This window comes from Chryseobacterium viscerum (assembly GCF_002899945.2).
GTDB lineage: Bacteria > Bacteroidota > Bacteroidia > Flavobacteriales > Weeksellaceae > Chryseobacterium > Chryseobacterium viscerum.
Genome location: NZ_PPEG02000003.1, coordinates 398,124 through 420,045, shown reverse-complemented (window position 1 = coordinate 420,045; position 21,922 = coordinate 398,124). Strand labels below are relative to the sequence as shown.

Genomic DNA, 21,922 nt, shown 5'->3' with positions numbered 1-21,922 from the left:
TTTTTATAAAGTGATGTTTCAATTTTCAACACAAATTATTCATAAAATTAATAAAATCCCCAATAAGTGATTATAAAATTTGGAATCTTATTAAATAACCAATATTTTAGTTAAAAAATAACCATGATGAAAACAGGAATTTGTTTGTGTCTATTTCTATTAGGCTTTAACAAAATCACAGCTCAATCTGCAAAAATTGATAGTGAAAAGCTTCTTGAATATTATGAGACACAACGTTATGCCGATGCTGCCCAATATCTTCAGAACATATATCCCGGAGACACACAGGATATAAAAGCCCTTTCGCAAATAGCATACTGTAATATGATGGCAGGAAAACTGCCGGAAGCAGAAAAAAATTATCAGAAAATCAATACCATCCAACCGAATAACCTGCCTACTCTATTCAGTCTGGCCAGTATTAATTCCAGGCGTGGTAATGCCTCCAATGCCAAGGGATATCTTCAGCAGATCATCCAGCTGGACAGTCTCAATTTCAGTGCTTATAAGCAGCTTGCAGCCTATGCAGACACCCCTGAATCCAAACTTAATTACCTGAAAAAAGCCAATATTCTGAACATTACAGATCCTGATGTAGCCTATGATCTTTCACTGACCTACAGCGGTCTGAAGCAATTTAAACCAGCTTATGATGTATTAAAAACTGCTATTGCTTCCGATACAGAAAATTTTACTTTACAACAGGCTTTATTACCGATTGCCAATCAGCTGTCCAAGTATCCGGAAGTAATTGAAATTGGTGAAAAACTCCTAAAAAACCATGCAGATGTAAATGTGATGAACGATATGGGACAAGCTTACTTTTATGTAAAGGATTATCAAAAGTGCATCAGTCTTTATAAAACGCTGGAAGATATGGGGGTGCAAAATGAAGGTACATTATATTTCATGGCATTAAGCTACCGTGAACTGAAAGATTATAACAATGCCGCCATCTATGCGCAAAAAACTATTGATGAAGCTATTTCGGATCATACGACTCTTTATTATGCAGCACTGGCGGGTATTTATGAAGCGAAAAATCAATATAATGATGCGGTGACGGCTTATAAAAGAGGGCTGACTTTTGGTGCCAGCAATATTATTTATTACCGCCTGGGGCTTCTGTATGATCTTAATTTGAAGCAACCCAAAAATGCAGTCACCTATTATCAGATGTATCTTAAAAACAATCCGGATCTGGAAAAGGAAAAGGAGCAGATCGCTTATGCGACAGGAAGAATTCCGGTTTTAAAATAAATTTTTGATCATAGTCACGGATTAAACACCTAAAAGAATTATAGATTTAAAATAAAATTAGAATTCTGTCCCTATCGTGGAGTCTTACTCGTCATTATAAAAAGAATTTAAACATGAAAGAATTTGCATTGATCTTCAGACTGAAAGATATTTCTGATTTTAAACCTTCTCCGGAACAGATCCAGGAACGTATGAATTGGCTGGGAAGTATCGCTGCTCAAAACAAACTGGTAGATAAAGGAAATACTCTTTTACCTGCTCCGGGAACTGCAAAAACAGTAAAACCGGATAATATTGTAACAGATGGTCCTTATACCGAGATCAAGGAGTTCATCAGCGGGTATATTATTGTACGGGCAGAATCCATTGATGAAGCGGTAGAAATGGCTAAAGGAAACCCTATTTTCAAAATCGGAGGGAATATTGAAGTGCGTGAAGTTTTAAAAAATTAATTAGGAAGACTGAAAAAGATTCTAAATCCACCCTACTTTTTTCCTCCAGACCGTATACTCAGCATCTTTACTCTCTATTTCCGGAATCTCTTCAGGTTCCGGAATTTTATTGATTTCCTCTTGAGATAATTCTGGCAGATTTGCCTTTTTACGTTCTTTATTTAAGGCTTCTTTATTTTCTACAGGATAGATCATTCCTTCAGCCGTCAATTGTGTCCCATATCTTTGCGGCTTACTTTGAAAAAACCGAATCCGGTCGTATAAATAAGCTTTATTGATTGGATTAATATCATTACTCTCATTCTCCATCATGGTATAACATTCTTTCATAAATTCCGGCTCACCAATAGCATGCTGGATGATCAGCCAGGCGGCATCACTTGCTTCTTTGCCTACTTTTGAAACGGTGGGATAACCGATTTCGGTTATAATTTCCCTAAGCCGTTTTGCATTGGCTTTGTGGACATTTTCCATTTCAGGATGATACCCTCCAGATAATTCTCCTGCTTTTAGCAGCTTTTCTCTGACAGACAGATCTTTGTCAGCGAGCTCGATCAGCTCTTTTTCAAAAGGAAGATGGTTCATATTATAAATGATGAATGATAATTGATAGATTATAGATGATGAGATCATTAATCTAATTATTATATGAAATAATATCAAGGATGAAGCGTGCTCTGTTTTCAACTGTAGCTTTCGGGACTTCTATGAGACGGTAATCATATTCCTGATAAATTTCTTTCATACATTCAAAGGTAAGTATTGCTTTTTCAAAGGTTTGTTTTCTTTCAGGATCATTTTCATAAATCTCTTTCCATGGTGGAAGAATGAATACAGTTTTATTATAAACCATTTCTCTGGCTTTTGATTCCATTGATTCCGGAATGGGAATATTTTCAAGCCTCATATATCCCAGCGTATCCAATATCCCACGGTCAAAGAAAATAGGTTTCGGATGGGTGGTCTGAGTTATTTTTTGGTAATTTTTTACAGACTCTTCAAACATCAGATGGGCAAAAAGTTCCTCATCCAGCCATGGAAGTCCTTCTCCACCGGAATGGATCTGTTCTTTTATGATTTTCCTGCCTTCTTCGGGAACAGCGGTCAGTCCGTTTCTATTGAATTCATCCAGTAAGGTTGTTTTTCCCGCTCCGGGACCACCTGTAATGATATATAACATTAAATTTTCCTGCTTCATAGGCAAATTTATTTTTTAAAATAACCCTTCGTACAACAGAAACTTCAAATATTCTGCGGGGTTATTTATTATTTTTAATGATACTTTTATAGGTATAGATACGATCTTTCTCCCGGTGCATATTGCACAATATAAGCAGATCGTCCGTATTGTATTTCTCAGAAACCTCCTGTAATTTCTGATCAACAGATTGTGGTGTTTCTATTATAATTCTGTCTAAAATTGTAAAAAACTCTTCTTCATCTTCAGTTCCCAATATCTTTTGTTCTATAGCTTCAGAAGAAAGAACAGCATTCGGGCTGGCTAGCTGGTGGGATTGTAAAAACTGATAGGCCATCCCATACGCATTCCGTCTGGCTTCTTCAATACTGTCTGCTACCGATACAGCCACTGCAACCTGCAAAGAAGGTTTGGGAAAGTACTGGCTTCCATCGAATTCTCTGAGATAAGCCTCTGTATTTTCCATTCCGTTTTCACTGTTCATAAAGGCAGCAAAAGAATATCCTATCCCATGTTTTGCAGCTTCTTTAGCAGAAGTCATTCCTGATCCCAGCCACATAATTTCAGGAATATGCTGTACATGCGTGGGCTGTGCAATCAGACCTTCGTATACTCCTTTTTCATCCCTGATGAACTGAATGATCTCTTCCAGTTTTGTTTCCATATTAGACAGGATGACAGGTTTATGATTATTCAAAGCCATGACAGCATCTTTTAATCCACCGGGAGCTTTTCCCAATCCGAGAATAAAACGTTCGGGATATACAGTTGACAGCAACTTGGCCCATTCTGCAATTTTATAAGCCGAATAGTTTCTCATCATAATTCCGGCTGTTCCTATTTTGATGCGGTTTGTTTTGCTCAGAATAATAGCTGCTAAAAGTTCAGGACTGGAGCTTCCATAGGCTTCTACTCCATGATGTTCAGAATACATGATGCTGTGAAACCCTGTCTCTTCAGCCAATAAGGCAAGATGGATACTGTTGGTCAATGCAGATGCGGCAGTATCACCCATTGTTACAGGTGACTGGTCTAAGATCCCTAATTTCAGCTTCATTGTATTGAAATAGATTTTATGTGAAGGTATGAAAAAAGCTATTATTTAATAGAAAAACAGGTGGCTTTTCATTCTTTAGGCGGAAAGACAATTCCTTCATCTTTAATCAAATCATAACCAAAATTCATAATGGTTTCAATGACCGGAATGGCTTTTTTTCCTTTCTCTGTAAGGCTGTATTCCACTTTTGGAGGAACTACGGGATATACTTCACGATGAATCATGTCTTTAGCTTCCAGCTCACGCAGCTGGCTGGTCAGCATTTTGTCCGTGATATGGGGAATATCCTTTTTAAGCTCGCTGAAACGAAGCGGTTTCTCCTGTAACCTCCACAAAACAGGCATTTTCCAGGTTCCTCCGATATGGCTTAATGCAAATTCAATAGGGGTATAATACAGTCTTTTATCATGGAAAAACTCAGGCATAATAATCGTTTTTTACCGTTACACTTTCAAAAAGGCAGATATAGAACTAAAGGGCAGGTATAGAACTTTACGATAGTCTATTCTGCAAATTTGCAAAAAAATAATGAAGATGAACAGGTTTGATTTGAATTGTTAAAGTTTTAAATTTTATCTCTAGAATTTAAGAGTATTCAACTGGCTAAATTCCTCCTTTCCGTAGATCTTTTCAATTTTCCCATCTTGCAGAAGAGCGATTTTATCACAGGTATGAAAGAGCGTTTCGATGATATGGGAGCTCACAATCACTACTTTATTTTCAGACTTCAGCTGTCTGATAATATCATAAAGAATATGGACGCCTTCAAAATCTACTCCATTAAACGGTTCATCCAGGATGTTAATAGGCTTATCCAGCATCAGCATTCCGGTGAGGGCCAGCTTTTTCTTCATTCCGCTGGAATAATATTGTACATATTTCTTCAGAGGAAGGTTGAATCTCTCAATAATTTCTTTGATTTCAGCTTCTTTTTTTGAGGTAAAATAAGCCAGATATTCTTCTCCGGTAATGTAAGGATAAAAATAGTTTTCAGTTTCCAGGTAGGAAATCATTTCCCGTTTCAGCCGTTCATTCTTCCAGGTAATATTTCCTGAAAACGGTACACTTCGGTACAACGATTCAAACAGCGTGGTTTTTCCTGCGCCGTTTTTCCCAAGCAGTCCCAATATGCATCCTTCTTCTATTGATACACTCAGATCGTTCAACACTTTCTGATTTTTAAAATGAACATTTATATTTTTAATCTCCAACATAGGTCTTGATATTTTGAGAGGCTTCTTTTATATTATTTTTCAATAAAAATACAGCAGGAATAATGGTCATACAGCATAAAGTATACTCAATAAATACTCCAATATTGTAATAATTGTTCTTTTCCTTATAGTGATACTGTTTATATTTCCGGGTCAGAATCAGAATTACATACAAATTCATAAAGACAAAATAATAGAGAATATATAAACTTTCTGCCGTATTGAAAATCAGAAATAAGCAGTACGTGGGCAAAAGCAAAATATTGAAAAACAGAGAATTTCTCCTGAGCTTCTCTTTTAAAGTATATTTTTTGAAATACATTTCGAGCATCTCTTTGTTTTCATTGGGCTCGTAAATATGTGAAATATAATCCAATACAAAAGTTCCTGCCAGGATCAAAACTATCGGATGGTAAGATGAACCCCAGATCAGAATAAGCCCCAGAGCTGCCAGCCATGTATTTTTTCTCAGAAAACTTTTCCATTCAAACAAATCGTCCGGAATAAAATTCCATTGTAAAGCAAGCCATGGCTTTGATCTTGGAGTCACAAAAGCCAGCAAAAGCAACATGGGCAGAGATAATAATGCCGTCTTCTCCAATTGATAATGGATATTTCCGCATAGCAGAATACCGTAAATAATAGCCGCTTCCAATACAATGATCAACCGCCAGCTTTTAACAAAGACTTTTTTCAGAAAAGGAATGTCTTTTCTTTCGTAATGAAAAAGCAGTGTTAGTATAAAAAATAAAAATGGATAATAATAGCTTTCGGGTAATTTCATGATGATCAGAACTCCCAGAATAATCAGAACAGGAACACCTGCTCTTGGATTAAGATTTAATAGTCTGAAGCTTTGATGAAATCTGAATTTAAAATGGTTAAGTAGTCTTTTCAAGGGTTTTTACAGCTATCTTCTGATGCGTTATGTATTTAAATTTTACAGAGTCAAAGATAAATATTTTTCAGCATATGAGAATGGCAGGCCATAGAATATGGGCTATAGAAGACAATACAACAATGTCTATGATAAATGCTTTTAACATATTTTTTCTCATACCTGCCAAATAGATAAACAGTTACTCTAAGTTTTTTCCAGCTATAAATCCTTACCTCAAATTCTGATTGTTGCGCCTGTCTTTGATAATAGTTGTTACTACAAAGTAAATCAAAAGTGCCAGCATGTGACATCCTGATACAACAAGCAGGAAAAACCACCACACAAGTCCTGCTCCTCCACTGCTGCCATACAGCAACTGATAATATAATATTGAATTGTATAAACAGAAAAGTATCATATTGACTCCACCGAATTTCCGGCTGTGTCTGAAGGTCAAAATAATAAGTAAAAAACAAACTATTGAAGCCAGATATAAAAGTTGATTATCATTCATTGATGGTTAAATTATTTATTGCCCGTTGTAAACTTTATAAGAAATTTTTCATCTTTCAGGGGATAGCCATCTTTGGAGATAAAACTTTTGTTGGTCAGTACAAATTCATACTCTTTGTTCGGTTTTAGGTTGACAAGCATTACCAAAGTTTTGTTATTATTTTCCATCCCCACTATTTTGGAAATTGGGTAATAGTCTCTTCCTTTGTCGGAAAGATTGAAGGAGTAGCTTCCAGGAACCATTTCTTTTGAAAAAGTAACTCTTATTTCTTTTGTGTCAGCGCTTACATGTGCAGCACCATTGGAAGGATCTGTTTTTACAACGTATGGTAATTTTTTGTCATATTCTTTGATCAGTTTTCGTTTATCAATCTTTTCATTGAAAAATTTTGATTTGAGCAGAAAATCTTCAACCGCTTTATCATCATCATAATTCAGTTCAATAATATCTTTGACTGCCTGTTTTTTATCTTTTGCATTCTGATAATACAATTTACAGATTTCATACCCTACATAATATCCCAGATCTGCACTTTCCCCTTTTTGCCTTCCATTATAGAGCCAATTTCTAAAATTCCCGGTAAACATTTCTTTTTTAAAAAGTTCCTTAACTTCTGCTGAATGAACCTTTCCATAAGATAAATATTTCCTTTCCAGAGTGGTATTCATCACCAATTCGGCAATCAAATCACAAGCTCCTTCCTTTATAGACTGGCTTAACACTCTTCGGCGGTTTCCTGTCTGTTGAGTATGTATATATTCATGAACGTTTAAAGAGACAATATTATCCAAAGACTGTTCTGCAAAAACGCCTTTCAGCCAATCATCCTGAAATTCCGAAACATCTGTAGACGGAAGCCCGGTGGCAATTTCAGCACCTACCAATACTTTGTTTCCACTTACTGTTCCCCCGGAATTGAGCCCGCCAATTGTAAAATACATTTCGGCTTCTTTCAATTCAGGATAGATTTGCTTCAGCTTGGCAACACTGGCTTCCAGCTCATTGGTTTTAGTTTTTATCGTCAGGGTATTGGGTCTGATTGAATTCCAGAATTTAGGATATTTGTCAATACTATTTACAAAAACAGTATCATTATAATCTCTTACTTTCATGAAGGTTTTCAATCCTTCTGTTCCTTTATCAATATAAAGCCTTTTAATCAGATCCATTTTTTTGGAGTGATGATCTGTCTTTTGAATGCTGTCGTAAGCCACCCAAAAATTATCGATATCTGACGTAAAAATCTTAGTTGGCTTTTGTGAAAAAGCACTCGAAAATATAAGTGAAAAAAAAATGACGGAAATCTGTTTCATGATTGTTTTTTACAATGACAATTATAGTGATAATAATGGTGTCGTTGCAATAGTATTTTATAACCAAAAAAGCCCCTATTTTAATGCTGAAAAATAGAGTTAATCATTTGGCTATAAATGCATCCAAGAGTGTCTGTAGACTTGTATCAAATTCTATTTATATTAGTTCCAAATAATTTCAATTCTTTACTTTTATTTTCATAAATATTTAATACTTTAGCTTAATAATTTGAACGAATGGGAATAATCCTTAAACCGATTGATATTGTAGATGACATTTCACAAGAAGAATTTCGTGAAAAATATCTAAAGCCATGTAAGCCAGTGGTAATCAAGAATATGGCTAGAAATTGGCCTGCTTATCAAAAGTGGACGATGGATTACGTGAAGGAAGTAGTAGGCGATGTTGAAGTTCCTTTATATGACAGTTCCAAGGCTGATCCTGCAGCACCTATCAATACTCCGACGACAAAAATGCCTTTTAGTGAGTATGTAGACATGATTCAAAGGGAGCCTACTGATCTTAGAATCTTCTTTTTTGATCCTATAAAATTTGCTCCAAAGCTATTGAACGATTATGTTCCGCCAAAGAATCTGATGGGAGGATTTTTAGATAAATATCCAAGTATGTTTTTTGGAGGTAAAGGTTCTGTGACCTTCCTTCACTATGATATCGACATGCCTCATATTTTCCATACTCACTTCAATGGAAGAAAGCACGTCCTTCTGTTTGAATACAAATGGAAATCACGTCTGTATAAGCTTCCATACGCCACTTATGCACTGGAAGATTATGATATTTCAAATCCCGATTTTGAAAAATTCCCTGCCCTTGATGGTATTGAAGGAATCGAATGCTTCCTGGAACATGGAGATACTTTATTCATGCCTACCGGATGGTGGCACTGGATGAAATATCTGGATGGCTCTTTCTCTATCTCTCTGCGTGCATGGGATAAAAGCTGGGCTGTAAAAGCACATTCTCTGTGGAATCTTACTGTTCAGCGTAATTTCGACAACTTCATGAAAGGACGATACAAAAAAAGGTATATGGACTGGAAAGAAAGAAAAGCAGTAGAAATAGCAAATAACGCACTAAAAAGAGGACTTCCTAAATAAGTAAGAAAGCCTTTTATACAAAAAAAGAGTGGACGGTTCTGATTGAATCGTCCACTCTTTTTTTTCACTTATTTTATTTTTGATATATAATTCAAAATTTATTTAAATTGCATAGATGTTCCCTTAATCCTCCTGTGTATGTTTGAAAAGTTGATTGATAGCTTTGAGAAGCTGTGTCTGCAGATTATTATTGAAATATTATTGGTTCCGGTAACCGTTTTCAAATTGTTTCAGGATCCCCGCCGCTGCTATGATCTTTCTGTACACGAGATGGAAAAAGAAGAAACGGAACGTTTTCAGGATTACCTCTCTCCTATCAAGCTTTCCGTGTATACCTCTGTCATTATCTCCGTTCTTTTAATGGATTATGGTGGTGAACACAACATTATTTCAAAGATTAAGGGACTAAGTATGGTGGAAAAGGCACTGTTTATATTCCTGATGAATAATGTTACCGCAGTACTATTCAGTGTTGCTTTATTATGGTATAAAAAAGAAAAAATAAATACCGTTACTTTCAGAACGCTGTTGTTTTCTTTCATTTATACCACTGTATATACCTCTACTCCATTTTTTATACTAATCAGTTCAGCCATGTTTTTGGGACAAACTTTGAATGTAGAAGCTTATCTGGATCGTCTTGGTAAGGTGAGTGAATATGGAACAAGAGACTATCTGTTTTTTCTGGTCTTTCTGGTTTTTATGATTGTTGGAATTGTTGGTATCTTTAAACTTTTCAAAGCGTTGCACTACATTTTGAAGAATAATTTCAGTTACCATCCTTATGTCGTGTGGTTTTTTACCGTACTTTTCTTTGCTGTTCAGCTTTATTATGCACGAGGGTTTATTTAAAATTATCAGGCCACTTTACCTTAATCCAGACCAGATATGCACATTCCAGATATTCATTCTTTTTTAAAAACAGAGCTTCATTTATTAACCGAAGTTACATATCCTGCAAAAACGATACTTCTTGATGAAGGAAAAGTTTCAGATAGGATGTTCTTTGTAAAAAGCGGAGCCTTAAGAGCGTTTTTCTATCAGGATGGCAAAGAACTTACTTTGGAATTTATCACAAAAAATCAGGCTGTATCTTCGTTTGACAGCTTCCTGAATGGTACGCCCAGTGAATTTGTTATTGAAACATTGGAACCTGCTACTGTATATGAACTTCATGCTGACACTTTTCACAAACTCATGGAAAATCAGGAATTTCAGCAAACTTTTCACCCTCTTTTTTACAAACGTTTCAGTGAAATTAACCAACGGCTGATCTCCTTTATTAAAGATTCTCCACAGAAAAGATATGAACAGCTTTTAAAAAACAGACCAGAGCTTCTGCTGCGCTTCCCACAACACTATATCGCTTCCTATCTTGGAATTACCAGTGTCTCACTGAGCAGAATCCGGAACCGTAGATAATTTCTTTACAATTGTTATCGTCTGATCATCCATCCCTGTGGTAATTTTGTTTCAAATAAAAATTATGAAACATTTTATCCAACAAGTATTCAAAGAGGTATTAGAAAACCCTGTATTTGATGAATTATTAATTGAAAAATATTTTTCAAAAGACTACATTCAGCTTGTAGACCATAATCAGCTGAATTATGAAGAATTTGTTCTTCACATCAAAAAGCTTAAAGAAAAAGTAGCTGAACAAAAGATGGAGATCATCAGCCATGCTGAAAATGGTAATGTCATATTTACCAATCACATAGCAAAATCTACACTAAAAAATGGAAATAAAGTTTTACATAAAGTATTGGCAGAATTTACCATACAGGATGATAAAATTATACGATGTGATGAACTGACTTTACTGGTGGAAGGAAATCATACTGAAAAAAATCTTGGTTCTGAAATCTAGACAACAAATCTCTATTATCTTTCAACACGCAGTTTCTATATTAACAATTCTTAAGAAAACCTTAATTTTATCTTCAACTCCTTCCCCAAACAGATGTTTAATTTCGTTGTGATTTTTATCTAAAAAAGGAAAAGTGAAGAAAATTTTTACCTCTGTTTTATTTTGTGCCTCTATTTTTTTCTATGCACAAACCGGTTCTTTGTCCGGAAACATTAATGACGACTCGAAAATAGCCCTGCCGGGAGCCAAAATATCCTTAAGTCCGGGAAATATTTATACGACCTCAGATGAACACGGAAACTTTGTTTTCCTGAATGTTCCTCCAGGAAGCTATACCATGAAAATTGATTATCTCGGTTATGGCGTTCATGAATATAACATCACTGTCGAACCTGAAAAAAACACGCGGCAAAATATCGTTTTCGACAAAAAAGAAACATCTATTGCAGAAGTTGTAGTCTCCGGAGCTACGTTAAAGAATCAGGCAAGAGCTTTAAACAAGCAAAAAAATAATGCCAATATTACCAATGTAATTTCTTCAGATCAGATCGGGCGTTTTCCTGATGCCAATATCGGGGATGCTTTGAAGCGTGTTCCGGGAATTACCATACAGAACGACCAGGGTGAGGCCAGAAACCTTATCATCAGAGGGCTTGCCCCCAATCTTAATTCAGTTACCTTAAACGGTGACAGAATTCCGTCTGCCGAAGGAGACAATCGTAATGTACAGATGGACCTGATCCCTTCTGACATGATCTCTACCATAGAAGTCAACAAAACGCTCACTCCTGATATGGATGCTGATGCCATCGGAGGTTCTGTAAACCTGATTACCAGAGCTTCCCCGAACGGACAAAGAATTTCTGCAACCATTGCCGGCGGATACAACCCGATCCGTGAAAAAGGAAATTATACCGCAGGATTTGTATATGGAAACCGATTTTTAGATAAAAAACTGGGTGCTGTATTCAGTTTTTCTTATAATAACAACAATTTTGGTTCGGATAATATAGAACCTGTGTGGAGCCAGGCTAACGATATTGCACAAACAGTGTATGTAAGTAAAATGGGAGTTCGTTATTATAATGAACACCGTATCAGACACAGTTTTGATCTTAATCTGGATTATGAATTCAATTCCAAAAACAAGATCTATGCTTCTGCAATGTATAATTTCAGAAACGATAAAGAAAACAGGTTTGCATTAGGATATAAAATAAAACCGGTTTACAATGCTGACGAAACAGAGATTACAGACTGGAAAGGAAGTATCACAAGACAAAATAAAGGGGGTAACGCAGATAATGACAACACGCGTCTGGAAAAACAAAAAGTTCAGAATTATGCTTTAAGAGGAGAGCATTTATTAGGTTCCAAAGTGGATCTCGACTGGTCAATAAATTATGCAACAGCAAGTGAGGACAAACCTCATCAGCGTTATATAGAGTTTGAAAACAGCAAGATGAATTTCTCTCCTGACCTTAGCAATCCTGAAAAACCAATGTTCAATCTCCTTGCTGCGGATAATTTAGGCAGCTATAAGTTAAGTGATCTTTCAGATGCCAACAGTTTTACGCAGGAAAAAGAATTGGGAGCAAAAGTGAATGTTCGTTTTCCGTTTTCCGTGATTGATGGTCAGAAAGGACGTCTTCGTACCGGTTTGCGTATGCGTTTGAAGAAAAAGGAAAGAGATAATGATTTCTATGCGTTCACACCAATCAACACTATGGGAAGCCTTTTGTCTGTCCCAACAGTATCTCTGGATGGTCAGAACTTTCAACCAGGAAATTATGTCCCAGGGACTTTTGTTGATCCTGCTTTCCTTGGAGGGCTGGATTTATTTAATCCAAATTTGTTCAAGGGTACCCTGAAACCTGAAAAATATCTTTCAAGCAACTACAGTGCAAAGGAACATATATATGCGGGATATATTCGTTGGGATCAGGATTTTAATGATAAACTATCCATGATTGTCGGAGCACGTATTGAAACCACACAGATTGATTACACCGGAAACTATGTGATGAATGAAAAGGATCTGGTAGGGCAAATCAATAATACCAATACGTATACAAATGTACTTCCGAATATTTCCTTCAAATATGTTCCGGTACAAGATCTTGTGCTTCGTGCAGCTTTTACTACGGCAATTGCCCGCCCGAACTACTACTCACTGGTTCCTTACCTTAACGTTATTTCGGAGGATGAGATCGTTGCCGCCGGAAACCCAAACTTAAAGGCAACCTATGCTTATAATTTTGATTTCATGGCAGAAAAGTATTTTAAGTCTGTGGGAATTCTTTCAGGAGGAATTTTTTATAAAAACCTGAATGACTTTATTTACACCTATTCCAAAAGAAATTATACAGCAAACGATTTTGCGAATGACTTTGCAGGACAAACCAATCCTATTCCTGCCGGAGAAAGCAACTGGAAATTTACCCAGCAGCGTAATGGTGACAATGTAGATATTTATGGTTTTGAAGTCGCTTTGCAAAGACAGCTTGATTTTATTCCGGGAGCTTTCTGGAAAGGACTTGGAGTCTATGTAAACTATACCTACACCAAATCTAAAGCAAAAGGAATTACCAATGAAGATGGTGTTGAAAGGACAGATGCAGGTCTTCCGGGAGCTGCTCCTCATATGTTCAACGGGTCTCTTTCATGGGAAAACAAACGTTTTTCGGCAAGAATTTCTATGAATTATGCTTCTCATTATATTGACGAACTCGGCGGCAAGGCATTTGATGACCGTTATTACGATAAGCAGTTTTTCCTTGATGCCAATGCTTCTTACAAGATTACAAGCCAGCTTAGAGTTTTCGCAGAAGCCAATAATCTGACCAATCAGCCGTTAAGATATTACCAGGGAATCCAGAGCAGAACCGCCCAAGCCGAATATTACAGACCAAGGTTTACAATGGGGGTGAAATTTGATTTTTAAAATACGCATGAAAAACATACATTATATATTGGCTCTTTCAGTTCTTCCTTTTGTGATTAACTGTACTGGGCAGAAAGATTTAACAGAAAAATTAAAACCTACCGTTATTACGGAAACTGTCGCTCATGATACCGATGATCCTGCCATTTGGATCAATCCTCAGGATGCTTCAAAAAGTATCATCATCGGAACAGATAAAGATACTGATGGAGGGCTGTATGCCTTTGACCTTAACGGAAAAATCATCAATAAGGCTTTAGGATTGAAACGTCCTAATAACGTTGATATCGAATATGGTTTTATGATCAACGGTAAAAAAACAGATATCGCAGCAGTCACTGAAAGAGAAACCAATAAAGTAAAATTATATACGCTTCCTGAGCTGAAAGAAATCGGAGAGATTTCTGTATTTAACGGAGAGTCAGAACGTGGCCCAATGGGAGTTTCCATGTATAAAAATCCTGAAACAGGAGATATATTTGTTATTGTGGGAAGAAAATCCGGTCCAACTGACGGTTATCTCTGGCAGTATAAGCTTTCTGAAAAAAACGGTTCCATCACAGGAGAAGTTGTGCGTAAATTCGGAAAATACAGCGGCCTGAAAGAGATTGAAAGCATTGCTGTAGATGATGAAATGGGTTACATCTATTATTCTGATGAGCAGTTCGGAGTTCACAAATATTACGCAGATCCTGCGAAAGGTAATGAGGAATTATCAGTTTTCGGGAAAGGAGATTTTAAATCTGACGTAGAAGGAATTTCGATCTACCCTACTTCTAAAGGAAAAGGATATATTCTGGTTTCGAATCAGCAGAATGATACATTCAATGTCTATCTAAGACAAGATCAGTCTAAAGGAAGAATTGCAGAAATCCCTGTTTCTACACTGGAAAGTGATGGTTCTGAAGTGACGAATGTTAATTTAGGTCCAAAATTTCCTAAAGGAGTTTTTGTTGCTATGAGTAATGGCAGGGTATTTCACTTTTATGACTGGAGAATTGTTGAGAAACCAATAAAATCAGCGGTGAAAACCAGTAAATAAAAATAGTCTTTAAACCATTAAGGGTGATAAGGTTTTAAGAGTATTAAGTTGAACTGTCTTGTCATTGCGAACCATAGGTGAAGCAATCTCATGAATCTAGTTCATCTTAATACTCTTTATTTTTCTTCTTAATGGTTCATAACCTTAAAGTTATTCAACGCAAAGTTGATTTAAGATTGAGTACTATTTTAAGGAAGCTAAGAAGAGTTGATTTTTAATCAACGGAGGAAGCAGAGGCCACAGTTTTATTTTTAAATTTTATATCTCGCTGATTTTGCAGATGAAGCAGATCTAAAAAAAATCTGCGTAATCTCATTGATCTGCGAGCAAAAATAAACCAATCCATCAAAGTAAAGCTCATCTTAATGCTCTTTATTTTTTCATTCTTCTTAAGGGTTCATAATCTTAAAGTTATTCAACGCAAAGTTTATCTAAAATTGAGTAATATTTTAAGGAAGCTAAGACAGAGTTGATTTGCAATCAACGGAGGAAGCAGAGGCCACAGTTTTATTTTTAAATTTTATATCTCGCTGATTTTGCAGATGAAGCAGATCTAAAAAAAATCTGCGTAATCTCATTGATCTGCGAGCAAAAATAAACCAATCCATCAAAGGAAAGCTCATCTTAATGCTCTTCATTTTTTCATTCTTCTTAAGGGTTTATAACCTTAAAGTTATTCAACGCAAAGTTTATTTAAAATTGAGTAATATTGTAAGGAAACTAAGAAGAGTTGATTTGCAATCAACGGATGAAGCAGAGGCTACAGTTTTATTTTTAAATTTTATATCTCGCTGATTTTGCAGATGAAGCAGATCTAAAAAAAATCTGCGTAATCTCATTGATCTGCGAGCAAAAATAAACCAATCCATCAAATGAAAGCTCGTCTTAATGCTCTTCATTTTTTCATTCTTCTTAATAGTTTATAATCTTATAAATTATTCAACGCAAAGTTTATTTTAAATTGAGTAATATTTTAAGGAAGCTAAGAAAGAGTTGATTTTCAATCAACTGATGAAGCAGAAGGTTTATCCATAAGCTTTTTAAGCAGCTTTGCTGCAACTCTTTGCTGTCTCAAAAGCAAACATTTTTTTTTAAAACTTTGCGCTTAAAAATCGCCTTACTTAAAAGTTCTATTTTAATAAAGACTGTAACAGCTTCCCTCTTCCAGCCTCCAACATCCCTCCTATTTATACGTCCCAAATAACCTATCCCAGATAGAGGTATAAAATCCGAAATTTTTACTTTCATCCAAATGGTGTTGGTTGTGAAACCTTGTTGTTCCCACAAAAAAACGATCAAACGAAGCTGGAAAAAACTCTCTGTTCAGATGTCCTATAGTTCCCCAGATCAGGTTCAGCAAAAGATATATTGAAATAGAAACCACAGAGAAATCGTAACCGATGAGCAAAGCCAGCATCATCAATCCAAATCCTATGGTTTCGAAAGGATGCAAAACAAAAAGACTTAGAAGATTGGTGCTTACATGCTCGTGATGTTTTCCATGCAGAATTTTGTAGATAAAGGGTAAATGTGCTGCAAAATGAAAGAAATACATCAGAAGATCCATTAAAAGAAGCAGGGCAAAGACTTCGGCTAATATGTCAAACATAGATTGATTCTGCCCAAGTACAATCCATCCGTTTTTCCATAAGAAAGCCCCAAGCAGCATCACAAAGCTATTACATCCAATGGTAAGCAGGCTGAGATAAAAGTCGGATTTTGTAACAGGGTGATTTTTCTCCTGTAATTGACTTTTATGACAGGTTTTTTCGATGAATACATATAAGCCAATGGAAAAAAGATACATAAAAGCATTTATGATAAGACTGAATATCACCCACTGTGGCCAGGAAAACTGCCAAAACAAATGTAAATAACCGGAAAGTACTGTCTCATGAAAATCCATAAATGCGTCGTCCTTCAACTTGATGCTATAAAGGTAAGAATTTCGTAATACAATCAGCGGATAAAGCAGATTTCAGAGGCTATTTCTGTCTTGCTTTTCTTCTCAGTTCACGAAGTCTTGACGTCAGTTTTTTCCTTAAATCATTATGATATTCACGGTAATTTTTGATGCTGTTTTCCAGGTTCTTTTTATTAAGAAGATATTCTTCATACAGATGACCCAGTTCCGAAATCTGTGTAATGACATCGGAAGGCTGGCTTTCAGGGTCTTCTGCAGCTTCTATCAGCAGACGGTAATATTCAACTCGGCTGGTCAGGTTCATGTGAAGTTTTGGTTCTATTCCCTGCATGATTTTATGATTTTATTGAGTTCCTGAATAAGTAAAGAGTAAAAAGGCTTTATAAATTTTACTTTTACTATTCTCTATCTTTTTTATTTATTATTACTGTAATTGTGTTGAGATAATGAGCAAACTCACCTTTTTACACCTGTGCTTTTCCTCTTAATACTATTTCCCCAACACTGCCGAAGGTACATCACTCTGGTATAAAATCTTAACATTCCCATTCATCTTTCCCTGATCTGAAGATTTGAAGTAACCTCCGTTAAGAGCTGAATAAATAAGGGTTTCATTAGGATCACCCAAAGGTAATAATGGCAGCCCGGCATATTCATTGACGATGACCTGCGGGGAAATTCCATTATTGTATTCTCCGGCTCCATTGGCATTAAATACTTTATAAATGACCGGATGAATCTGCCAGGAAATTTTTCTCGGCTTACGTTTGTCTTCCACTACAAATCCGGCCATATCTTTCCCCAGCGTAGTATCTCCGATCTGAATCACCTGCATATAAGGTTTCAGGTTGTTGACAACAATTTCTGCTGCGGATGCTGTACTGTTGGAGGTAAGGATAAATACTTTCTGTAATCCCAATGCGTTGGCACGTAAGGTGGCAAAATCAAGTGCTTTGGGATCATAAGCAATCTGTTCTGCAAATGATCTTTTTACTTCGCCGCCATTTTTATTTCCTTTAAAAATGATGAATGGTGAACCGGATGACAACCCTGAAGGAATCATTGAACAGAGCGCTGCTGCAGACGATACCGACCCTCCATAATTGTATCGGAGATCAAGAATCAGCTGTTGTACTCCGGCCGCCTTAAATTCTGCAAACTTCTGATTCAATACCTGTGTCATTCCATCAGGAAAATCGTAGATATACAGGTATCCTACTTTTTTACCGTTTTTATCAAAAATTTTTGATAAAATAGGTTGTTCAAAAGAGAATCCATAGTAAACCGTAATATTCTTTTGATCAGCAATAGCTCCGTTTTGCCATTTTCCTACGGTAAGGTCTATTACAGTTTGATCTTTAATGGAAGAAGCCATTGCTTCAGCATTAGATGCGGTAATTGTTTTCCCATTGATTTTGGTAATGATCATTCCTCTTTCCAACCCTGCATTGAAAGCTGGAGAATTCTGAAGGACCAGTTTTACAACAGTAACTACCTCATTATTCGGAAGCTGAATAATAGTGTAATCAAAACCATACATATTCCTTATAGACCGCGGATAGGTGGAAGAATCTTCAGTATTGACCATAAAAGAAAACCGATCCTGAGAAGACAGCAGGCTTTTAAAAAAATCTTTGGTAGAAAGACGATAGTCAGGTTTAGCAGGCATCTGATCTGCCCAATAATAGTATCGTCTCATACTGTCCTGAACCCAGAGATTCACAGATTCTGTACTTCCTTCGGGGAAAACAGGTGCGCTTTCATCATTATTCGTGCATGAAATGAGAAAGACAGCAATAATCAATTTAAGTTTTAAAAAGTTTTTCATACGCAATTACAGATATTCTGCTACATCTATATCTCCTTTTACCACCCATTCTCCATTTTCCATTTTTTCCTGAAGGACTATCATATTGGCACCGGTATGTTGTTTTATTTTCACCTGAATCATTTTAGATCCCGCATAAGGCTCTGAAGTTCCCGGTTTGTACAATTCCAGATAGATAGGTGCTGTTGAACTGAAAAAATTATAGATTTTCACTGCCGTAAAATTGTCTTTCCCAATATTGTCAAATTCTGCCAGCACTACTCCATTTTCTCTTTTCAAAATTCCTTTCACATTTTTCAGAGAAGTCCCTGAAAATTCGCCCAGATTGGGAAAAATAAATTCAAAACCTACTTTCCCAAGATTGACCTTAGGTTTTACAGCATAGGTCTGTAAATAAATTCCCGGAAGATTAAAAAAGTACAGGTTTTTGTAATCATTTATATTGTCATAGGTAATATTGTATTTTGCAATTTCGGTTCCTGTTTCATTGTTATAGATAGACAGTTTGTTGGTTTCTCCCTGATCCAGAACAAACTGAAGCTGTGTTTCTATTTTATTGGTATAGGACATTTTTCCATCGATGGATACAGGGGTTCCGTTGAACCTCAGCTGCAATACATCAGGTTTGGAAAATCCTTTGATATTAACCTCTCCGGGCTTCTGTACTCTATCATACAACTCCATTGTATTGCTGTCTGTACATGAGAATAGTACGGTAAAAAATAGTAGTAATGCAAAGATTTTATTCATCTTTCTTCAATTATTTCATTGTAAAACTTAAAAATATTGCCCAGCCCATAAGCCGGGCAATATATAATTATAAAAAAACTAGTTGGATATGTTCTGGATAGTCTTTTTCAAATACTACCCATTATTGTATATTTAAAATTTCTTGGTGTTTCTAAAATCAGATTCTAAGGGGATAGAATAATTATTTTTTAATAAACTTCAGTCTTTCAGTCGTCTTTCCATCTGTAATTTCCGCTATATAAGCTCCTGATGTTAAACCTGCTATATGAATCGCTTTTGAATACTGAGTGGTCAATACTTTTTGTCCTGCTGCATTGTAAATAGTAACCACGGTTGTATTTTCTTTCAACGCCGGGTTAAGCTGCAGCTGTAAAGATTCTTTTACCGGATTTTCTGCTATTTGCGTTATAATTTTGTTTCCTTTTACATCCTTAGTTCCCAAAAATGCTGTAGCGTAGATTCCTATTTCATCAATATTGATATTCTGAACATTATTTCCGCTTGTTTTTCTGTTTGACCACATTCCGATATAGATTTTCTTCCCTGCAAAAGCAGAAAGGTCTACAAGGGCTTGTACAAATTCCGTAAGATCTGCCGGAAATGGATTGGCTGAGTCTCCTACCTGTATTTTATAAAGACTTGGAACATCATTTCCACTCCCATCTACCGTCATTGCCTGGAAGTCCGATAATGTAGGAACTTCCTTCTGTGGTGTGCTTACATAGATAAAAAGTTCTCTGGCAACAATAGTATGAGTAGATCTCTGTCTCCCGATATTTGCGGCCAAAGTAACGGTTCCTGCAGTGTTGGTAAGATCTATCTGAGGAGAAATAATCCAGTCATTTTCTGTAATAAATCCTGTAGCACTTCCCGTTGGAACCAAACTGATAGAGTGGCGAAGAACACCGGTAGTCCCATAAATCATAGTTGTTCCGTTGTGGTAGATGTTTTGTCCTTGTACCCATCCGTTACCGTTGCTGTTCAAATCATGGAACGTCCATCCCTGAAGGTCAGCAGGAGTATCAAAAGAATTTCCCCATACCAGAGACTGCGCTGCAGCCAGGTGAGATAAAAACAGAACAGATGATAAAATTATTTTTTTCATAATGCTGATTATTAAGATTTTTGAAGTAAAAGCAAGGAATCAGCATATGCTGTTCCCTGCTTTTTAAAGTTTTTTATTATTCTACAATGGAGAAATTATATTTTGTCCAAAGTCCCTGGAAGTTTCCACAGTTTCTTGGAGATACATTCCAACCACCTTCGTTGAAGAAAGGCTGGCTCATACCCCATAGAGATGCTGGAGTTCCAGTCAATAGGTTCGCTGCAGGGATTCCTGCTGTTCCTGTTCCTGTAACTGAAGTTGTAAATCCGTGGATCTGAATAGTGTTGTAAGCTGAAGCTGAAGAAAGTTCAGAACCTGTTCCTTCTACTTTGATTCCCACAGGGTATCCTGTAACTACAGCGTTATTTAATGTTAATCTTCCGTGTCTTCTGATGTGGATACCGTTTTCATACAAAGCCCCTTTAGAAGAGTTCTTAGAACCGATAATCGTAAGGTTGTTGATAACAGGGTGAGTCAACAATGATGTAGAAGAACCGTCTGCGTTGTTATCAAGCTCGATACCGTTAGAATCCGGGCTAGATCCGCTAAGACTGTGTGTAGAATTGTAATCTGCCAAAGCAAGAGCACACGTAATAGTTCCTGTATATCCGTTGTCAAAGTCGAAGTTATCATCATCCGCTGCAAAAGAAACAAGGTTTGAAGCGTTTACAGTACCTCCGAAGAATTCGAAAGAGTCATCTTTCCCGAAAGATACCTGAATATGATCTAAAGTAGTAGCGTTTCCTACTCCTCCTAAAGTAAGACCATTGATTTCGTTTCCTGAATTTGGAGCTAAAAGATCGTATCCTGCAAACTCAATACGCACATATTTCAATGTTCCACCGTCATGAGAAGCATTTGTACCTCCGTAATAGAAATCAGGACCAGATAAACCTTCAATCGTTTTTGTGAATGGAGTGTTTGTAGGAGCATCTCCTAGCATGATAACTCCTCCGAAATCACCAGGAGCAGCAGTAGTATCTTCATTTCCGTCTAACAATTTGTAGCTTGTGAAAATGATAGGTTGTGCTTCTGTACCTGCTGCGTTTATTTTTCCTGTCTTAGCAATGACCAAAACTCCTGTAGCTGTATTGCTAGTGTTTGGCTTAGCTTTAATGAATGTACCCGGCTGGATTGTTAATGTAGCTCCATCTTTTACAGTTACAACTCCATCTAATTCAACTACACCACTCCATGTAGTATTTGTAGTAATAGCACCACTAACGCTGGTTACCGGAAGAGCCGAAGCTGTAAGGTATTCAGCAGAAGTAGATTTCATATCGAATGGAGATGATGAATCTGCCAGTTGATCGTGTTGACAAGCTGTAAGAGATAATGCTGCCACTGCAATTAGAGTTAGTCTTTTCATTGTTATAATTTTTAGTAAAATCCGGTCGTATTTTTTATACCAGATCAGTTTTTTAATATTCAGGAATATCTTCCTCTCTATTC

Annotated in this window: 22 protein-coding genes; 8 read left to right on the top strand and 14 right to left on the bottom strand. The window is 36.4% G+C overall.

What is annotated here, in order from left to right; genetic code table 11:
- Window positions 1-126 precede the first annotated feature (126 nt).
- Together C1634_RS08485 and C1634_RS08480 are read left to right on the top strand one after the other, a co-directional pair.
- Window positions 127-1,260 carry a tetratricopeptide repeat protein gene (locus C1634_RS08485; protein WP_165835288.1) on the top strand — a complete coding sequence of 378 codons (1,134 nt, stop codon included), beginning with the start codon at window positions 127-129 and terminating at the stop codon, window positions 1,258-1,260.
- 113 nt (window positions 1,261-1,373) lie between these two features.
- The gene (locus C1634_RS08480) at window positions 1,374-1,712 is read left to right on the top strand and encodes a YciI family protein (RefSeq protein WP_109738227.1); all 339 of its coding nucleotides are present in this window, start codon (window positions 1,374-1,376) and stop codon (window positions 1,710-1,712) included.
- 21 nt (window positions 1,713-1,733) lie between these two features.
- On the opposite strand, the gene C1634_RS08475 is transcribed toward C1634_RS08480, so the two are convergent.
- The 8 genes from C1634_RS08475 to C1634_RS08440 form a co-directional block, all read right to left on the bottom strand.
- The gene (locus C1634_RS08475) at window positions 1,734-2,345 is read right to left on the bottom strand and encodes a DUF6624 domain-containing protein (RefSeq protein ID WP_228410029.1); all 612 of its coding nucleotides are present in this window, start codon (window positions 2,343-2,345) and stop codon (window positions 1,734-1,736) included.
- A gap of 4 nt (window positions 2,346-2,349) precedes the next feature.
- Entirely contained in the window at window positions 2,350-2,910 is a 561-nt protein-coding gene (locus tag C1634_RS08470; protein WP_103235143.1) for an AAA family ATPase, read from the bottom strand.
- Window positions 2,911-2,971: 61 nt separating this feature from the next.
- Window positions 2,972-3,967 (bottom strand): MsnO8 family LLM class oxidoreductase, encoded by a 996-nt coding sequence (locus tag C1634_RS08465; protein WP_103235144.1) that lies wholly within the window; start codon window positions 3,965-3,967, stop codon window positions 2,972-2,974.
- A 68-nt stretch (window positions 3,968-4,035) separates the two neighbouring features.
- Window positions 4,036-4,392: a winged helix-turn-helix transcriptional regulator gene (locus C1634_RS08460; protein ID WP_103235145.1), complete on the bottom strand. Its 357-nt coding sequence runs from the start codon at window positions 4,390-4,392 to the stop codon at window positions 4,036-4,038.
- Window positions 4,393-4,545: 153 nt separating this feature from the next.
- The gene (locus C1634_RS08455) at window positions 4,546-5,181 is read right to left on the bottom strand and encodes an ABC transporter ATP-binding protein (protein ID WP_103235146.1); all 636 of its coding nucleotides are present in this window, start codon (window positions 5,179-5,181) and stop codon (window positions 4,546-4,548) included.
- The gene (locus C1634_RS08450) at window positions 5,168-6,079 is read right to left on the bottom strand and encodes a hypothetical protein (protein ID WP_103235147.1); all 912 of its coding nucleotides are present in this window, start codon (window positions 6,077-6,079) and stop codon (window positions 5,168-5,170) included. Before C1634_RS08450 ends, C1634_RS08455 begins: the two co-directional genes overlap by 14 nt.
- A gap of 211 nt (window positions 6,080-6,290) precedes the next feature.
- Window positions 6,291-6,575, bottom strand: a complete 285-nt coding sequence (locus tag C1634_RS08445) for a conjugal transfer protein (RefSeq protein WP_103235148.1) — start codon at window positions 6,573-6,575, stop codon at window positions 6,291-6,293.
- An 11-nt stretch (window positions 6,576-6,586) separates the two neighbouring features.
- Window positions 6,587-7,888 carry an Ig-like domain-containing protein gene (locus C1634_RS08440; protein WP_109738225.1) on the bottom strand — a complete coding sequence of 434 codons (1,302 nt, stop codon included), beginning with the start codon at window positions 7,886-7,888 and terminating at the stop codon, window positions 6,587-6,589.
- Window positions 7,889-8,125: 237 nt separating this feature from the next.
- On the opposite strand from C1634_RS08440, the gene C1634_RS08435 reads away from it, so the two are divergent.
- The 6 genes from C1634_RS08435 to C1634_RS08410 all read left to right on the top strand — a co-directional run bounded on the left by C1634_RS08435 (window position 8,126) and on the right by C1634_RS08410 (window position 14,863).
- On the top strand, window positions 8,126-9,007 hold the full coding sequence (locus C1634_RS08435; RefSeq protein ID WP_103235422.1) for a cupin-like domain-containing protein: 882 nt from the start codon (window positions 8,126-8,128) through the stop codon (window positions 9,005-9,007).
- A gap of 138 nt (window positions 9,008-9,145) precedes the next feature.
- The gene (locus tag C1634_RS08430) at window positions 9,146-9,859 is read left to right on the top strand and encodes a hypothetical protein (RefSeq protein WP_103235421.1); all 714 of its coding nucleotides are present in this window, start codon (window positions 9,146-9,148) and stop codon (window positions 9,857-9,859) included.
- Between the two features lie 36 nt (window positions 9,860-9,895).
- The gene (locus C1634_RS08425) at window positions 9,896-10,429 is read left to right on the top strand and encodes a Crp/Fnr family transcriptional regulator (RefSeq protein WP_109738224.1); all 534 of its coding nucleotides are present in this window, start codon (window positions 9,896-9,898) and stop codon (window positions 10,427-10,429) included.
- A 64-nt stretch (window positions 10,430-10,493) separates the two neighbouring features.
- Window positions 10,494-10,877, top strand: a complete 384-nt coding sequence (locus tag C1634_RS08420) for a hypothetical protein (protein ID WP_109738223.1) — start codon at window positions 10,494-10,496, stop codon at window positions 10,875-10,877.
- Window positions 10,878-11,010: 133 nt separating this feature from the next.
- Entirely contained in the window at window positions 11,011-13,821 is a 2,811-nt protein-coding gene (locus C1634_RS08415) for a TonB-dependent receptor (protein ID WP_109738222.1), read from the top strand.
- Window positions 13,822-13,828: 7 nt separating this feature from the next.
- Entirely contained in the window at window positions 13,829-14,863 is a 1,035-nt protein-coding gene (locus C1634_RS08410; protein WP_103232989.1) for a phytase, read from the top strand.
- Between the two features lie 1,183 nt (window positions 14,864-16,046).
- Here the strand turns inward: C1634_RS08410 and C1634_RS08405 are convergent.
- The 6 genes from C1634_RS08405 to C1634_RS08380 form a co-directional block, all read right to left on the bottom strand.
- Window positions 16,047-16,670 carry a sterol desaturase family protein gene (locus C1634_RS08405; protein ID WP_228410027.1) on the bottom strand — a complete coding sequence of 208 codons (624 nt, stop codon included), beginning with the start codon at window positions 16,668-16,670 and terminating at the stop codon, window positions 16,047-16,049.
- A gap of 178 nt (window positions 16,671-16,848) precedes the next feature.
- A complete protein-coding gene (locus tag C1634_RS08400; protein ID WP_103232987.1) occupies window positions 16,849-17,118 on the bottom strand; it encodes a hypothetical protein in 270 nt (89 codons plus the stop codon).
- Window positions 17,119-17,277: 159 nt separating this feature from the next.
- On the bottom strand, window positions 17,278-18,615 hold the full coding sequence (locus tag C1634_RS08395) for a S41 family peptidase (protein WP_109738221.1): 1,338 nt from the start codon (window positions 18,613-18,615) through the stop codon (window positions 17,278-17,280).
- Between the two features lie 6 nt (window positions 18,616-18,621).
- Window positions 18,622-19,365, bottom strand: a complete 744-nt coding sequence (locus tag C1634_RS08390) for a hypothetical protein (RefSeq protein ID WP_228410025.1) — start codon at window positions 19,363-19,365, stop codon at window positions 18,622-18,624.
- Between the two features lie 181 nt (window positions 19,366-19,546).
- Window positions 19,547-20,470, bottom strand: a complete 924-nt coding sequence (locus tag C1634_RS08385; protein WP_103232984.1) for a T9SS-dependent choice-of-anchor J family protein — start codon at window positions 20,468-20,470, stop codon at window positions 19,547-19,549.
- Window positions 20,471-20,546: 76 nt separating this feature from the next.
- Window positions 20,547-21,839: a hypothetical protein gene (locus C1634_RS08380; RefSeq protein ID WP_103232991.1), complete on the bottom strand. Its 1,293-nt coding sequence runs from the start codon at window positions 21,837-21,839 to the stop codon at window positions 20,547-20,549.
- Window positions 21,840-21,922: the final 83 nt, after the last annotated feature.

Coding starts and splice junctions, on each gene's coding strand:
- C1634_RS08440 (WP_109738225.1), bottom strand. CDS start 7,888: ATGAAACAGATTTCCGTCATTTTTTTTTCACTTATATTTTCGAGTGCT.
- C1634_RS08460 (WP_103235145.1), bottom strand. CDS start 4,392: ATGCCTGAGTTTTTCCATGATAAAAGACTGTATTATACCCCTATTGAA.
- C1634_RS08425 (WP_109738224.1), top strand. CDS start 9,896: ATGCACATTCCAGATATTCATTCTTTTTTAAAAACAGAGCTTCATTTA.
- C1634_RS08480 (WP_109738227.1), top strand. CDS start 1,374: ATGAAAGAATTTGCATTGATCTTCAGACTGAAAGATATTTCTGATTTT.
- C1634_RS08430 (WP_103235421.1), top strand. CDS start 9,146: ATGTTTGAAAAGTTGATTGATAGCTTTGAGAAGCTGTGTCTGCAGATT.
- C1634_RS08485 (WP_165835288.1), top strand. CDS start 127: ATGAAAACAGGAATTTGTTTGTGTCTATTTCTATTAGGCTTTAACAAA.
- C1634_RS08465 (WP_103235144.1), bottom strand. CDS start 3,967: ATGAAGCTGAAATTAGGGATCTTAGACCAGTCACCTGTAACAATGGGT.
- C1634_RS08390 (WP_228410025.1), bottom strand. CDS start 19,365: ATGAATAAAATCTTTGCATTACTACTATTTTTTACCGTACTATTCTCA.
- C1634_RS08405 (WP_228410027.1), bottom strand. CDS start 16,670: ATGTATCTTTTTTCCATTGGCTTATATGTATTCATCGAAAAAACCTGT.
- C1634_RS08475 (WP_228410029.1), bottom strand. CDS start 2,345: ATGATCTCATCATCTATAATCTATCAATTATCATTCATCATTTATAAT.
- C1634_RS08395 (WP_109738221.1), bottom strand. CDS start 18,615: ATGAAAAACTTTTTAAAACTTAAATTGATTATTGCTGTCTTTCTCATT.
- C1634_RS08435 (WP_103235422.1), top strand. CDS start 8,126: ATGGGAATAATCCTTAAACCGATTGATATTGTAGATGACATTTCACAA.
- C1634_RS08445 (WP_103235148.1), bottom strand. CDS start 6,575: ATGAATGATAATCAACTTTTATATCTGGCTTCAATAGTTTGTTTTTTA.
- C1634_RS08400 (WP_103232987.1), bottom strand. CDS start 17,118: ATGCAGGGAATAGAACCAAAACTTCACATGAACCTGACCAGCCGAGTT.
- C1634_RS08420 (WP_109738223.1), top strand. CDS start 10,494: ATGAAACATTTTATCCAACAAGTATTCAAAGAGGTATTAGAAAACCCT.
- C1634_RS08470 (WP_103235143.1), bottom strand. CDS start 2,910: ATGAAGCAGGAAAATTTAATGTTATATATCATTACAGGTGGTCCCGGA.
- C1634_RS08455 (WP_103235146.1), bottom strand. CDS start 5,181: ATGTTGGAGATTAAAAATATAAATGTTCATTTTAAAAATCAGAAAGTG.
- C1634_RS08410 (WP_103232989.1), top strand. CDS start 13,829: ATGAAAAACATACATTATATATTGGCTCTTTCAGTTCTTCCTTTTGTG.
- C1634_RS08380 (WP_103232991.1), bottom strand. CDS start 21,839: ATGAAAAGACTAACTCTAATTGCAGTGGCAGCATTATCTCTTACAGCT.
- C1634_RS08385 (WP_103232984.1), bottom strand. CDS start 20,470: ATGAAAAAAATAATTTTATCATCTGTTCTGTTTTTATCTCACCTGGCT.